Annotated in this window: 3 protein-coding genes; all 3 read right to left on the reverse strand. The window is 67.5% G+C overall.

Features of this window, described 5'->3' with window-relative positions; translation table 11 throughout:
- Positions 1 to 31: 31 nt before the first annotated feature.
- The 3 genes from JI746_RS13690 to JI746_RS13700 all read right to left on the reverse strand — a co-directional run bounded on the left by JI746_RS13690 (position 32) and on the right by JI746_RS13700 (position 15,388).
- Positions 32 to 490 carry an Imm26 family immunity protein gene (locus tag JI746_RS13690; RefSeq protein ID WP_201690183.1) on the reverse strand — a complete coding sequence of 153 codons (459 nt, stop codon included), beginning with the start codon at positions 488 to 490 and terminating at the stop codon, positions 32 to 34.
- On the reverse strand, positions 487 to 14,040 hold the full coding sequence (locus tag JI746_RS13695; RefSeq protein WP_201690184.1) for a LysM peptidoglycan-binding domain-containing protein: 13,554 nt from the start codon (positions 14,038 to 14,040) through the stop codon (positions 487 to 489). The genes JI746_RS13690 and JI746_RS13695 overlap by 4 nt, the downstream gene beginning before the upstream one ends.
- 190 nt (positions 14,041 to 14,230) lie before the next feature.
- The gene (locus JI746_RS13700) at positions 14,231 to 15,388 is read right to left on the reverse strand and encodes a tetratricopeptide repeat protein (protein WP_201690185.1); all 1,158 of its coding nucleotides are present in this window, start codon (positions 15,386 to 15,388) and stop codon (positions 14,231 to 14,233) included.
- Between the last annotated feature and the right edge of the window lie 9 nt (positions 15,389 to 15,397).

Genomic DNA, 15,397 nt, shown 5'->3' on the forward strand with positions numbered 1-15,397 from the left:
AGAACCCCGCCGGCAGGCGGTGATCCCATCATCAGGGAAGTAGCTTCGTCAACATCAGTTCAACAGCTCCGGCACCAAACACGGCAGCTCTTTCAAGCACCGAGTCATACGGTTCAGGCGCTTCGCTAATGGCTTGCGTCAGGTTCTCTTCTGAGTAGCGTACGCGCCAAGCCGTCTTCGTAAGATCATCCTTGCGTACAAAGTCCGGCATAGGCCACATGCCGCGGTCCCAGTTTTTGAGCATACCGAGGATGGGCCATTTGCCATTCAACAGGAACGGATCCCCGAACCTTACGACTCTTAGTGCCTGGCGAGGATTCAGGAAGCTGACCGACTCCAGCGCCGGCACTGCCTCGCGTCTAGGTCCGAAGAAATATCCCAAGACCCCCCCTGAGTCGTCGGCGGCGACACGAGCGACCAGGCCGATGCCAAATCCGCCAGAGCGCAGCGGAACAGCAAACACGCTGCCTTCACTGTATGGGAGCTTCACTTGCCCTGCCTCCTAAGGTACGCGTCCCCTGCATCAAGATAGTCAGGCATTCGCGGATTCGACGGGTTGATGGGGCGAATTTTGTTCAGTGCTGGATTGTAGGTTTCGTGCAGCTTATGTTCGAGCCCGCGCTGTTCACGATAGTCATCAGTGCGATGAACCTCTTCGAATGTGTAGTCCCACAGGGCCGGGTTGCGGAAGTGTTCCTTCTCACGCCGAGCAAGATCGTTTGTTCGACCGGATCTCACCACATTGCCTTCTTCGTCCTTGAGCACATAGGTTCCTCCTCGAGCCGGCGTAGTGGTCCCCAGGGCCTCGCCAACCTTTGTCGTAATGAGCTGCATTAAGCCAGCCGCCGCCTTCACACCGATTGGCATTCCCTCAATGGCTCTGTCGAACCATGGCTTCTCTGTCGCTTGCTGCGGCGGTGCGCCAAGCCCAAGACTCGTGCTTCCTGGCAACAACGCGGGAGGGCCTGACGGCATGTCCCTAACGAGGTCATAGCCAGGCGCTCCACCAGCTCCACGGGGACGCACTACCTCATACCCCCCCGTCGCAGCCGCTCCACCGCCGGCAACTCCTCCAACAGCTACGGGAAGCGTCGGCATGAACGCTGTCGGGCGGCCATCTTGTCCGACGTTGGCCGACGTGTTCGGATCAACCGAGTCGCTAAACACCCGGGTGTCGTCGAACATCGGCGACCGCGCACCCTGATACCGCATGCCCACCGTGCCAACACCCGTTGTCGGTCTGAAACCAAGTCCGTCATTGCCAGTGCTCCATCCATAGAGCGCATCGCGCTGCTGCTGCGCGACTGGCGGGACGTCGACGTCCGCCCAGTTGTTGTTCTTGGCGATGAAGTCGCCCAGCGGGTCCTCGGACTGTCCCCGCGCTGCCGGCGCGCCGTTCGAGCTTTCCGCAATCGACTCCCCCAACGCATTGCCAAACGCGTCAATCGCAATTTGCTGAACGACTACGCGACCTCCGTTGGCGACAGCCGCGGTAACTCCACCGACAGTGCCACGAATCGTCCCTGCAAGAACACGCCCGGCAAGTTCGGAACCCCGGAATGCGTCAGTGAACGCAGACCCTGCGCGTTGAATGCTTGTACTCTCAAGGCCGGCAGGATCAGAGATGTGCAGTGTCTCGCCAAGCAGCCCATCCGCCGCCGCCGAGGAGGCGCCTGCGGCAACAGCGCTCGCCGCAACACCACGCCAGTCGAAGCGCTTCTGCAGCCCAGTCACAACGCCGATGCCCTGTGTCAAGGCGTTACTTAGAGCCGCACGCGCAACGACAGCACCCACCGGCCCCAGTCCGCTTAACATGCTCGTGGGCACGCCAGCTGATAGCCCCGCGCTGATGGCAGAGAGTGCAACCCCTTTCCAGTCGAACTTGTCTATCGTTCCTGTCGCAAGACCCACCACCTGGCTTGCGACGGAGCCGACTCCCGCCGCGACGGCCATAGTTCCCACGGTTCCCAGCGCCGTAGCGGCTGCGGCGCCGGAGCCCGACATGACTCCGATTCCGGCGCTCATCGACTGCACGAAGCCAACCGCACCGCTTAGTGCCCCCGCCGTCCAGACCGTCGCAACGACTGCAACGATCACCATCAAAATCTGCCCCAGCCCCCCGCACCCTCCCCCCTTCTTCTCCGGCGTAGCCAGGCTCGGCGTCTTGTCCCCCTCGATCTTCGACGGGTCGTAGGGCTTGAAGGTCGAACTGTTGTTGCTGATGGTCGAGACGCGGTTCGGGATGTTCAGCGTCTGGCCGACCTTCAGGTCGCTGTTCGACATCAGCCCGTTCGGTTCGGCGATGCGATACCAGAGCGAGCTATCGCCATACGCCGCCTGCGCGATCGTCTGGAGGGTGTCGCCGGTGCGCACGATGTACGCGCCGGGGCCGGGTGCCGGGTAGTTCGCGCTGATCTTCGCGTAGCCGAAGTCGAAATCGACCACGTTCGCGAAGTTCGGGTTGTTGTTGTTGCCCGAGGACGGATTCGCCGCGTCCACCCCGACGCCGTAGATTCCCAGCACCTCGCCGTTCACGATCAACTGGCGCTGGACGTTGCCCGCCTGGTTGACGAACAGCGCCCGCCCGTTGGCGTCGTTCACGAAGCTTCGCGTGTTGTTCGCTTGCGTGGAGTCGGTGACACGGAACAGATACCCGTTGACGTCGTACTCCTGCGTCGTGGATCCGGGAAGCTGTTTCGAAGATACCCCATTGATCACTGCCGCCTGGTAGCCGTCGTACCGCTTCAGGGTGGTCGTGAACTCGGTGACGGCGCCGCCGTCGTAATTCTTGGTGACGTAGCTCAGGGCGTTGCCCGCTGCGTCGTAGCCGTCGGCGCGCATCGTCTTGTCACCGTCGCTGTACGCTTCGCCCGCGTCCCAGCTGACATCCGCCTTCAGGGAGTTGTCGCTCTTCAGCACGCGCTGGTGCAGCAGGCGCCCGTTGGCGTCGTACCGATTGCGTCGCGTCTCGTTGCCGTTCTTCTGGTCCGGTGCCAGGCCGGCATTGAGGATCTCCGCATACTTCAGCGGCAGGGCACCGCCAGGACCGGACTGCACCACGCGGTCGGCGCCGTCGTAGTACCGCACGTCGATCTGCGTGTTGTCCTTGACCACGCTCTGCAGCCGATTGAGGTTGTCGTACCGGTATTCCTCGGTGGTGTAGCCGGCCGTCTGCGTGTAGGTGACCGGCGTGGTGGCGTAGATCGCCACGCCACTCTCGTCGTTGAAGCCCACGATGGTCTGCGCGCCTCCCGAGCTGACCACGACGTTGCCCCAGTACCGGTCGCTCGTGCGGTTGCCGTTCTTGTCGTACGTGATCTGGTGGCCTTGGGTGCCGAGATTGCCCAGCGCGTCGACGGCATCCACCGTCGTCTGGCGGTTCATGGCGTCGTACTTGAAGTAGCGATCGATGCTCGAGCTCGTCTCACCGGCGGTCCCCTGGTAGTCGACGTAGCTGGCCACGCGCGTGCGATTGCCGACGGCGTCGTACTCCAGGACGATGTGCGCCCGCGCATCGGAGATATCGCGGAGGTTGCCGAAGGCGTCGTACGCCAGGTGGTTGTCCTGGTAGGTGAGGCCCTTCTCGACCACGCGTTCGCGCAGCTTGCGGCCGCTCAGGTCGTACGCGTAGGTGGTGGTCTTGTCGAGGGCGGCATCCCGGATCGTGAGCAGCTGGCCCGCCGCGTCGTAGCCGTAGGTGATGTTCTGGCCGCGGTCGCTTGTTTGGGAGGTGAGTTGACCCGCCTTGTCGTACAGATAGGTATAGTGCCGGCCGTCCAGGTCCACGCGCGCGTTCAGCTGGCCGAAGTAGTCGTAGGTCCAGCTGCTGCTCGCGCCGTTGGCGTCGACCTCCGCCGTCTTGCGACCTTGCCGGTCGTACGCGGCGCGCACCACCTGCCCGAGCGGCTGCCGCGTCTCCACCACGTTGCCGCGCAGGTCGTACGTGTACGAGAGCACTTCCGCGTTGCCATTCGTCTGCGTGAGCTTGCGACCGAGCTGGTCGTAGCTCCAGCGCTCGGTGAGGTTGGTCAACGTGACGCCGACCAACTCGCCCCCGGAGTCGATGCGGTACACGCCTGCGGTGCCTTTGGCCACGCTCAGCACATGGCCCATCTTGTCGTATGTGAACGCGACGAGCTTGCCCATCGCGTCGGTCGTCTGCGTCTTTTCGCCGAACGCGTTGTAGTCGTTGACCACGACGCCGCCATCGGCGTGGACCTCCCGCTCCAGGTTGCCGGCTGCATCGAACACCTGGCCGTTGACGTTGCCCCTGGCGTCCTTCACGGCGACCTGGCGGCCCATCCGGTCGTAGAAGATCGCCGTGACGGGGCTGCTGGCGCTGATGTTGCCCGCGGTGTCCGGCCGCGTCTGCAGCACCACCTGGTTGTTGAAGTTGTACTTGTACGTGGTCTTCCAGTAGGCGGTCCGCGGATCGGTGATTTCGAGCACATTGCCCCAGCGGTCGACCTTTTGCGAGATCGTGGGCCGCAGCCACCGGTTGTCGCCGTTGGTGACGGCGGCCTGCGAGGCCACGGCTCCCTCGGTCGTGCTCAGGGCGACGGAACCGGGCGCCGTCGTGACGCTGACGCCGTACCGCACCGGGATCGGCTGCGTCCAGAAGCCAGGCGTGTACGGCGGCGTCGTGACCGTGACCTTCGGCGGCGGCGTCGTCCCGTCGATCCAGACCTGGTACGAGTAGGTCTCGGTGTAGAACTCCGTCCGCCAGGAGCCGGGCGGGTCGTAGTAGACGGGCGCACCGCTTTCGTCGTAGCTGATGATGATGGCCGGGGGGTCATCCCAGACCACGCGGGACGCCGTCCGAACCCCGAGCCGGGTTTCATAGTGGCCGGCGACCGGGGCGGAGATCGTCAGCAAGCCTGTTGCTTGCGCGTTCGCGGGCGAGCCGGCCTGGATGAGGACTTCGTACGTGCCTGGGGCGATGCCGCCGAGCGCCGCCATCTGGGCCCCGGCGTAGCCCGCCCCCTCCGGGGACTGGAAGGTGTTGTCGATCGCGAAATAGTTCCAGACACCGCCCGGCACGCGCCACGCTGCGACGGTGGCGCCCGCGGCCTCCCAGGCCAGCATGTACACGGTGGTGCCGCCCAAAAGGACGGGGCCGCCGGCCTCGTCGCTCCGGAAAACGACGGTCCCACCCACCACCGTGCTCCTGATCCACAGCTCTCCGATGTTGGGCAGGTTCTTGGGAGGCACCCCGACCGGAGGCACGGCCGCGACCACCGTGAAGGAGCCGGTGGCGTGGGCGCTCGGGACGCCTTGGCCAACCGGCGTCCAGAGCAGTTCGAACTGGTACGTCCCGGCCGCGAAGCCGGAAGTGTCCACGCCGGAGAGGCCGTTGTTGCGCAAAGCCACGGCGAGCGTGTTCCAGGGGCCGGTGCTGCCGTTCACGCGGTAGCGCAGCACTTGCGAGTAGGTGGCTCCCGGGTTGGCCCACGCCAGCACGCCGACGCCAGCCGCGCCGTAGGCAATCGGTGTGGTGATCGTGTTCAAGGGCGGCTGCGTGATCCCGATCGTGCCGGTGCCTGTCACCCGCGCAGGCAGGTTCGGCTGCGTCAAGGTCACGCGGTATTCGTAGTTGCCCGCTACCAGGCCGCGACCGTCGAAGCGCAAGGCATTGCCGAAGTCCACGAGGCCTGCGGTCCACCAGCCCGTATCGCCAGCGCTGCCGGCGGCGCGCATTTGCAGGGTGACGCTCGTGCCAGGGTCCGGCGGCGCCGCAACCGTGATCTCGCTGGCTCCGTAGCCCGGTGCCTGGTCCACGACCACCTGCCAGTTTCCGTCGACGTCCTTCTTGTAGACGACCATGCGCGTGATGTTCGTCGTGGCGGAGATCTCGGCCCACGGCAGGGTCAGCCCTGAAGCGCTGGCGTCTCCGTTGAAGATCCCGGAGGTGATGGAACGCACCATGCCGCCCTCGACGCTCGTCACATTGCTCTCATCCGTGACGGTCACGAGCGGCGTCCGGTACTCCAGATACACCTTCACGTCCCCGCTGCCCAGAGCCGCCAGGCTGTTCCAGGTCAGGGCGACCTTGTTGACCTCGCCGGAAATCGCCATGTTGGCTTCGTCGACCTGGCTCGAGGCACTCGGGATCACCGTGGCGGAGGTGAACTGCCGCATCACCTTCACCCCACCCAGCAGTTCCTGCCGCGCAGCCTCCGTTCGCTGAGTCACGCGCCCGAGCGCGTCGTACTGGATGTCGGTGCGGCGGGTGAAAGGATTGGCGTCGGCCGCCTGCGCGCTGGCGAAGACCCTCATGTCGATGTTGTCGCGACCGCTGCCCGAGCTGCGAATCTCCGCCGTGGCGTTGCCGAGCGCGTCGTACAGGCTGATGCGGTCGACGCCGTCACCGCTGTTGGTACGCCACAACCGGCCAGCGATGTCGTAGTCGAAGTATTCCTGGCGCTCCTCGCCCTGCGTCGCCTTGCGGGTCAATTCACCGAAGGCGTTGTATTCCAGGCTGGTGCTCACCACGCCCGCGACCGACTGCGCCACCGTGGAGATGCTGCCCAGTGCGGCGACGGAGGTGGACGCGGGCGTGCGCGTCTCCACCAGTTGCCCGAGCTTGTCGTACGCATTGAACTCGAACGATGTGCGGGTGCGGCCGTCGTTGCCCGTCACGCCTTGCCAGTGCTTGGCCACGTGCCCGAAGGCGTCATAGGAGGTGTATTCGTTCACCCCGTTGGCATTGGTGCTCTGCGTGCTGCGGCCGAAGCTGTCGTACAGGGCGAGCGTCGTGCGGTCGGCCACGATGTCGGCGGCGGCCACCGAATAAGTCGTGACGGAGGGCGCCGCCGTACCCGTGAAGGCGCCCGTGGCCGCGCCATTGACGTATTCCACCTTGAGCACCACGTTGCCGTACGCGTCGCGCTTGAATTCGGTCAGCGGGATGAGCGCGGCGCCGTTGACCGTGCTGGTGCGGCTGGGGGCGGCCACCGCGGTCACGCGGCCCAGTGCGTCGTAGTAGGTGAAGGTGTTCTTGCCCCCCGTGTCCGTCACGCGCGTCTGGTTGCCGACCGCGTCGTAGGCGTAGGTCGTGCTCACGGTGCCCCGGGTGCTGGTGGCATTCGCCGTGAGGCTGAATTCCACGTTCAGCCGGTTTTCCGCCGTCTTGCGGTTCAGGCGGTCGTACGCGAAGGTCGTGGTGCGGTTGTCGCCTGCCAGCGGCACGGCAAAGGAAGACAGCGTGTATCCCGCAGCCACCGCGTTCTCGTATTCGGTGGACTCCACGACATTGCCGAAGGCGTCGAAGGTCCGCGCGCTCAGGTAGCCGAGGGCGTCGACGGTGGCCGTTTCGCGCCCGCCCGCGTCGAAGTAGTGGGTCGTGGTGGTCCACGTGTTCGTATTGGCGTTGCGAAGCTTGCTCACCTGCACCAGCTGGCCGTAGGCGTCGTAGGTGTTGCGTGTCCGCTTGCCGGTGGTGGCACCCTGCAGGCCTGCCGCCGCACTGGAATCGTAGACATAGACCGCGGGTTCCGACACCTCGAGGACACGGCCGGCGCGGTCGTAGGTGGTGAGCAGCACGCGGTCGCACGTGTGGTCCACGCCGACGCCGTTGATCGCAAGCTCCACCTGCGCCTTCGTCGCCGCCTGCGCCGCAGCGGTGACGGTGGCGTTGGCGAGGCTCGTCGCGACGGCGTAGCGCTTGAGGCTCGTCACCTCGCCGAAGGCGTTCCGGGTGTGCCCGGTGACGTAACCCATGGCGTCCACTTCGTAGACGACCTGTCCGAGCAGGTCGTACGCCCTCTGGCTGACGGCGCCGCCCACGTCGACGCTGGCCACTGCATTGCCCAGAGTGTCGTAGTACGTGCGTTGCTCCAGCGTCTCGGTCGTTTCCACCCGGCTTGCCACGCCGGCAACCCCGTTCGTCGTGAGCGGATCGCCAGCCGCGTTATAGACGCCCACTGGCGGATGGATGACACGGACCTGGCGGCCGAGCGCGTCGTATTCGTAGCTCGTAGTCCGCTGCTCCGGAAGGCCGGAGGCTTCGGTGCGCTGCGTGAGATTGCCCAGGGCGTCATACGCAAGCCGGGTCACGATCGGGACCTCGGTTGCCGCACTTGCGACCAGGTTGCCCGCGACGTTCGTGACGGTCGTGAGCGACACCGGCGACGCGGTCTCGGTCAGCATGCGGCCGGCGGCGTCGTAGGTGTAGGTCCAGGTGAACTTGCGCTTGTTGACGAACGTGAGCTTGCGTCCGAGCGCGTCGTAGGTGTACGTCTCGCTGGCGCCGAGCGCATCCTTCGCGCTGGTCCGCCATCCGGCCGCGTTGTAGGTGAAGGTTTCGACGTGATCCAGCGTGGCGCTGGCCACCAGGGCCAGGGCTGCGGCAATGCCGGCTGCGTTGCTGGGCGTGGCTGCCGCAAGGGTGGTGGCGTAGCTGGTCGTACCGGTCAGTCGGCCCGCGCCGTCGTAGCGCCTGGCCGTGACGGCCCCCATGGGATCGACCGCGTAGACCTGGCGGCCGGCGGCGTCATAGGCGTACTTGGTGACGCGGTCCGCGCTCGGGTCGGGCTCCACCAGCGACTTCATCGCGGCGAGAGTGGGGACGGCGGGAAGGGTGACCAGGCTGGCCACGCTTGCGTACGCGATCACGGCGGTGGCCTGGCCAGCCGCGTTGTACTGGGTCTCGGTGACGGCTCCTAGCGGGTCGATCACCAGCGCCTGGCGCCCGGCGGCATCGAAGCCGTAGCGTGTCGTCTTGTCCGCGGCCGGGTTGACGGTCACCAGGTTGCGGATGGCTGCCGCCGTGCCGGTGCTTCCCAGCGCGGGGATGGAGCCGATCGCCTTCGCGTACTCCGTGCGCCGGACGACCTGGCCGTCGGCGTCGTACGCGAGCTCGGTGACGCCGCGCAGCGCATCCACCGTGAACACACGTCGATTGGCATTGTCGTAGGCCATGGCCGTGGCGCGGTCGTTCGCGCTGGCCAGCACGCTGGCCGGCGCCGCACTCGCCGCGACCGCCGTGGCATAGGCGACCTGGCGCACCACGTTGCCGTTCTTGTCGTAGACACGCTGGGTGACGGCGCCGGTGCCATCCGCGCTCCACGTGAGCCGGCCCGCTGCGTCGTAGGTATTGCGCACGAGCGCATCGCGCGCGGGATTCGCCACCGCGGCCACTGCGGTGGCTATCGCGGCCTGGGTCGCCGCGGTGGTGGGCGCAATCGCGGCCCCGTACGCGGTGCGCTGCAGCACGTTGCCGTTGCCGTCGTACGTCTGGGCGACGACCGCCCCTACGCCGTCGATCGTGTAGATGGCACGATCGAGGGCGTCGTACACGGTCTGCGTCGTGTCGTCGCTCGCGGCGTCGGCCAGCGGAGCCGGCACGGTGCCGACGACCCAGGTGCCCAGCGTGATGCGATTGGCGTACGCGGTGCGGCTGACCACCTTGCCGTTGGCGTCGTAGCCGTACTTCACCACCCCGCCGGTGCCGTCCACCGTGGCCACGACCCGGCCGTCCTTGTCGTAGACCCGCTGTTCGACGGCATCCTGGGCCGGCAGCTTGACGATGAGGGGCTGGATCTCGGCTGCGGTGGGCGCCGCCGCGAGGCCGATCGTCGCAATCGGGGTGACGTAGGCGATGGTCTTGATCACCCGGCCGGCGGCATCGTACGTGTTCTGGCGCAGGTTGCCCAACGGGTCGAGCGTGAAGACGAGGCGGTTGGCCGCGTCATACGCGTAGCGTGTGATGTTCCCGAGGGGATCGGTGCTGGAGACGACGTTGCCTTCGCCGTCGTACGTCCACCTGCGCGTCAGGTCGAGCCCTGCCGGGTCATCGCGTTGCTGCACGCGGCGCCCCAGCATGTCGTAGACGTACTGCGTGACCGTACCGGCCGGCGACGTCACGGTGAGGACCTTGTCGCGCGCGTCGTAGGTGTAGACCGTCTGCAGTTCGAGGCCACCGGGATCCACCGTCTCCCGCAGGACGCGGCCGCGGTTGTCGAACTCGCGGGTGGTGACGATGCCGCTGGCATCCGTCACGGTGACCTGCTGCCCCTTGCCGTCGTACGCGTAGGTGGTCGTCAGGTTCAGGCCGGTGGGGTCGAGGCGGCGGGTGAGGACACGGTTGGCGGCGTCGTAGGCGTACACGACCTTGATGCCTCTCGCATCCTTCGTTTCGATCTGGCGGCCCGCGGCGTCGTAGGTGGCCGTGTCCGTCGTCGCGAGCGGCGTGGTCGTCTGCAGGAGATGGCCATCGGCATCGTAGGTGTAGCTGGTGACCTGCCCCTTGCCGTCGGTGATGCTCTGCACCTGGCCGTGACGCGTGTAGGCGGTCGTGGTGCGGATGCCTTCGGGCGTGGTGACGACGACGGTGCGCGCCACCGCGTCGTAGGCATAGGCGGTGACGTTGCCGAGCGCATCCGTTTCGGTCAGGACGCGGCCGATGGCGTCGTAGCTCCTGCTGCCCGCGGCGCCCAGCGGGTTGCGCGTCGCGACCACCCGGCCGAGGCGGTCGAAGGTTTGCTCGCGCACATTGCCGTTCGCGTCCGCCGTGCGGATGGCGCGGCCGAATGCGTCGTACACCGTGGAAGTCACGGCGTTGAGGCCGCCAGGATCCGCCGCTTCCGCCGTGCGCAGGCCGCGGTGGTCCACCGTGTAGCCCTGCACGAGGTTGCGCCCGTCGCCGAGTGCCTGCGTACTGGCCACCTGGTCGCCGAAGGTGTTGTAGCTGAAGCTCGTCGCGTTGCCCAGCGCGTCGATCGTGGTGGCCGTCCGGTCGTCGCGCGTGTAGGTGAAGGTGACCTTCGCATCCAGCTGCGCGTTCGCGCCAGCGGCCAGGGCCGTCGTCAGCGCCGAGGGAACGAGGCCGCCCACCAGGCCGGTCGTGGCGATGCGGTTGGCATAGGAGATCTGCTGGATCGCGCGGCCGCGGGCGTCGTAGACCGTTTCCCTCACTTCGCCCAGCGCGTTGACCGTATGGGTGAGCGCGCTGTCCACGTTGTAGAAGAACAGCGTGCGGTTGCCGACCGCGTCGGTGGTGGAGGTGCGACGGCCCGCGGCATCATAGGTATGCCGCTTCGCGTATTGCGCCCAGATCGCGTCCACTTGCGCCTGCGTCTGGCCGCCGGTGAGCAGGGCGGCGCCTTTCGCCGACAACTCGGCGACCATCCGGCCCTGCAGGTCGTACTGGGCGAGCAAGGTGCGCTTTTCGGTCGTCAGCGCCGCCCGCACGGTCGATACCACATTGCCCAGCCGGTCGTAGCCGTACTCGGTGCGCACGCCTTCGGGCGTCGTTTCGGCCAGCAGCCGGTCCAGCGGGTCATAGGTGCGCGACGTGGTCCGGTCCTGCGGGCTGGCGGCCGGCCGGATCGCACCGACGCTGCTGGTGGTGGTGACGGCGGCCGTGACGCGGGTGGCGTAGCGGATGGAGACGGTCTGGTTGCCGTTGTTGTCGTAGACGTATTCCGTGAGGTAAGCCTCGGCGTCGACGGCGCCGATCAACTGGCCCTTGCCGTCATAGAGGTTCACGCTGCGGAGATCGGCCTTGTTGGCCACGGGCGTGAGCTGGGCCAGCGTGCCCTCGGCGCGCAGCGCGGCGGCGGTGGCAGTGGCGTACCGCATGGTTTCCGCGAGCTGGCCCGCCGCGCTGTACTTGAAGCTCGTGAGGTAACCCTCGGCGTCCAGCGTTCCCGCGAGCAGCCCGTCGTCGCCGTAGAAGTTGCGCGTCAGGCGATCGTCGACGGACGCAGCGGGGGCGGGCACTGCACCGGGCTTCACCACGCCCGTCACTCCCGACGTGGGGGCGAGCGTGGCGTAGCGCACGACATCCAGCAGCCGGGAAGCGCCGTCGTATCGGTTCTCCGTGACGGCTGCCGTCTGCCCGCTGCCGGAGCTTTCCGCCAGGCGCAGCAGTCGCCCGGCTGCGTCGTACTCGCGCCAGGTGGCATGGTCGGAGGTGGATGCCAGCGGACGCAGCGCCGCCGCAGTCACGGTGGTGACCGGCTGGCCCGCGAGGTCGACCAGCAGCGCCGTATCGACGGCGTTGCCCCAGTCGATAGCGTAGGTGAGGCGATCGCTGCCGTCGTAGGCGTACTCGGTCATCGAGCCGTTCGCATCGACGTCCGCCACCTTGCGGCCGGCCGCGTCGTACAGGATCCAGGTGCGCGCGCCGGTGGGATCCTGCGTCATGCGCAGGCGGTTGTCGGCGTCGTAGAAGTATTTCGTCTCGCCCAGCAGCGCCCCGGCAGCACTGCCTTCGGCGACCGAGACCAGCCGACCGGCCTTGTCGTAAGTGGAAGTCTTGACGAGTCCGTTGGCGAGCGTCACGACGGTCTTGCCTGCGCTGTCCGCGTACTGCGTCAGGGTGACGGAGCCCAGCGCATCCGTCGTGCTCAAGACGCGGCCGAGGCCGTCATAGGTGTAGCTGGTGGTGCCGTTGACCGCGGACACCGTCTTGAGCAGGAAGCCGGCCTGGTCATGGACGTAGGCCTGCACGGATTGCGAGCCGTCGGCGACGCCCGCGCCGGTGGCGCTGACGCTCGCGAAGCTGGTGCGCGACTGCAACTGGCCACGCCCGTCGTAGGCGAAGTCCACGCGCTGCGTGGCCGCCGGGTTCTGTAAGGCCGCCCACGCCGCGACGCCCGCTTCGGCCAGCGCCGCGCCGGCGGCGAGCGCGGCCGTGGGATACAGCGCCGCGGTATAGGTGATGGAGGCAATGCGCTCGCCGAAGCCGTTGTAGCGATGCTCCGTCACGCGGCCCTCGTCGCTCACCACGAAGCGCAGCTGGTTGCGGCCCGCGGCGTCGTAGACGTAGCGCGTGGTGAGCGGGGTGGCGGCCTCTGCCAGCCCGGCACCGTCAGGATCCGGTACGACGTAGACGCTTTCCGTCAGGAGCTGGTTGCGCGCGTCGAAGGTGCGCGTGACCGTATTGCCGGCCTGGTCGCGCTGCAGGACCTGGTTGCCGTTGGCGTCATAGGCGAAGGTGACCGCGCGTCCCTGGCCATCCATCACCGAAGTCACGTCGCCGTTGGCGTTGTAGCCGAACTGCTGCACCGGCGTCGTGCCCGTCACGGCGGGTGCGACGATCTTCGTCAGCCGCCCGGACGCATCGAAGGAATAGCGGGTCGCCAGGCCCAGGGCGTCGGTGACCGTGGTCAGGCCCGCGCCATAGGTGAAGGTGGTGGTCTGGTTCAGCGCGTCGCGCACGGTGGCAAGCTTGAAGTTGCCGGGCGTCGCTTCGACATAGGTGAAGGCGAGACTGCTGCCGTCCGTCTGCGTGACGCTGGCGATGCGCTTGCTCGTGCCGTCGTAGCTGTACGTGGTCTGGTACGTCTTGCCGTCGACGATGCTGCCGTCCGCCGGTGAGAGATCGACGGTGACCGTCGAGAGACGGTTGCTCAGGTCGTAGCCGTAGCGCACGCGCGTGGTGGTGACCGTTCCGGCCACGGTGCGGACCTGCGAGAGATTGTTGCCGGCGTAATCGTAGAAGGTGGTTTCGCCCGTGGCGGTGCTGACCGAACTCAGGAAGCCGTTCGCGCCATAGGCGTAGCTGAGCGCATTGCCGTTCGTGTCGCTGCTCGAAAGCAGCCTGCGCGCGCCGGTGCCTTCGAAGCGCTGCGTCGCGCCGGTGCCGCCGTCTCGCCATTCGAACTGCGCGTCGGCCGCCACGTAGGCGATGGTGTCGTAGGCGCCCGCGCCTTCGGTGCTGACATACAGGCTGCGCACCGCATCGAAGGTGTAGACGGCGGTGCTGCCGTCCCGCTCGGTGCGGCTGATGGTGCTGCCCGCCGCATTGAGCACGCCGGCAAGCTGCAGCGAAACGACCCCGCTCGCCCAGTTGTCCCCGTTGTCGTCGTTGAACACGCCGGCGCTGTTGTAGGTGCGCACGACCGCGGCATCCTCGCCCCGACCGACGAGGAGCTCGTCACGGCTCTGGAGGACCAGCAGCCCGTTGGCGACGTTGACGTAGACCCCTTGCCCGTTGCGACCCTCCGCAGCGTTGCCGATCATCCCGGCCTGGCCGAGCACTTCACGCGATGAGAGGTCCAGACCCGGCCTGATGCCGCTGACAATCGCTACCATCTTTTGCTCTTTCGATGCGGGTTGATGACTGCGGCATTCCGGGTGGACGCCTCGGTCAGTACATCCGTGCGGGAGCGGATCGGTTTAGCGGGCTAAACCGGCATCGATGGCGATCGGAGGGATGTGGTGTGCGGCGGCGGGCCGACCGCGGCGGGCCAGAACGGAGAGCCGGCGCCAGCCGAAGGGCCGCTCAGTCCCGGCGACCCGTCTGGCGCAGGACCGTCTCGCTCAACTTCCCGCCGAAGAAGCCGCGGCGGTCCAGCAGGCGCCGGGCCAGCCGGGCGAGCGCTTCCCGGTCGCCCGCTTCGCCGGCGAGCAGCGCGCGCGCGTAGCGGCCGGTCACGTTGGCCGGATCGAGCCGGTCCGCCAGCGCCAGGTGATGCTGCGATTCGGCGCCGAGCCCGGAAAGACCGAGCACGAGCCCGATGGCCCCGTGCGTTTCCGCGAAGTTGCGGTCGATCTCCAGCGCGGCCCGGAACGCGCCGAGTGCAGCTTCCCGGTCGCCCCGCAGCAGCCGCGCCCAACCGAGCGCATGCCAGGTCCCGAGGTGACCGGGCATGGCGCGCACCGCCTGTTCGAGTTGCGCCTGGGCCTGCGGCAGGTCCTGCGCCTGCAGGCTGGCCATGCCCAGGGCAGACCAGATGCGGCCGTCGTCGGGGTTGCGCGCAAGCGCCTGCTGCAGCAGGTGACTGGCTTGCGCCGGTTCGCCCGTGGCCAGTGCCACCGAGCCGCGCGCGACCAGGGCTTCGACCTGCTGCGGGTCGGCGGCCAGCGCCAGCTCGGCCCATTCGCGTGCTGCGGCGAAGGCTTCCAGGTCCAGCGCGATCAGGCTGGCGGCACCGGCGGCCCGGGGCTGCAGCGTGCCGTCCGCGACCCGGGCTTGCGCCCATTCCATGGCCTCGTCGAGCGCGTGCAGGCGGTGCATCGCCCGCAGCCAGAGCAGCTGCAGGGCTTCCAGTTGGTCCGGCGCGTCCGCGCAGGCGGCCAGCCACGGCTGCACCGCCTCGCGGCAGGCCTGCGCATCGTCCTGCAGCAGGTGCACGTAGGCGAGATCGTGCGCGATGGCGGGATGCTCCCCGGCCAGCGTCCGCACTTCTCGCAGCAGGTCTGCCGCCGTCGCCAGTTCGCGGCGGGCCATCGCGATGCGCGCCCGCCGGAACATCCACTGCGCCGCATCGAGCCCCAGGCGTTCGGCCGTGGCGATGAACGCCTCGGCCCGCTCGTGCTGGCTGCAACCGATCGCCGTGTCGCAAGCCTCCGCCAGCAGCGCCGCATTGGAGGGGTCCTGCTCGAGGTACGCGCTCAGGCGCTGCAGGCGATCGGCGGGTGCGCAGGCGGCGACGGTCATCCAGGCAGC

It is taken from the genome of Ramlibacter alkalitolerans, assembly GCF_016722765.1.
Classification (GTDB): domain Bacteria; phylum Pseudomonadota; class Gammaproteobacteria; order Burkholderiales; family Burkholderiaceae_C; genus Ramlibacter; species Ramlibacter alkalitolerans.

Bases quoted from the DNA above. Each gene is read 5' to 3' on its own strand.
- JI746_RS13700 (WP_201690185.1), bottom strand. From the start codon at position 15,388: ATGACCGTCGCCGCCTGCGCACCCGCCGATCGCCTGCAGCGCCTGAGC.
- JI746_RS13695 (WP_201690184.1), bottom strand. From the start codon at position 14,040: ATGGTAGCGATTGTCAGCGGCATCAGGCCGGGTCTGGACCTCTCATCG.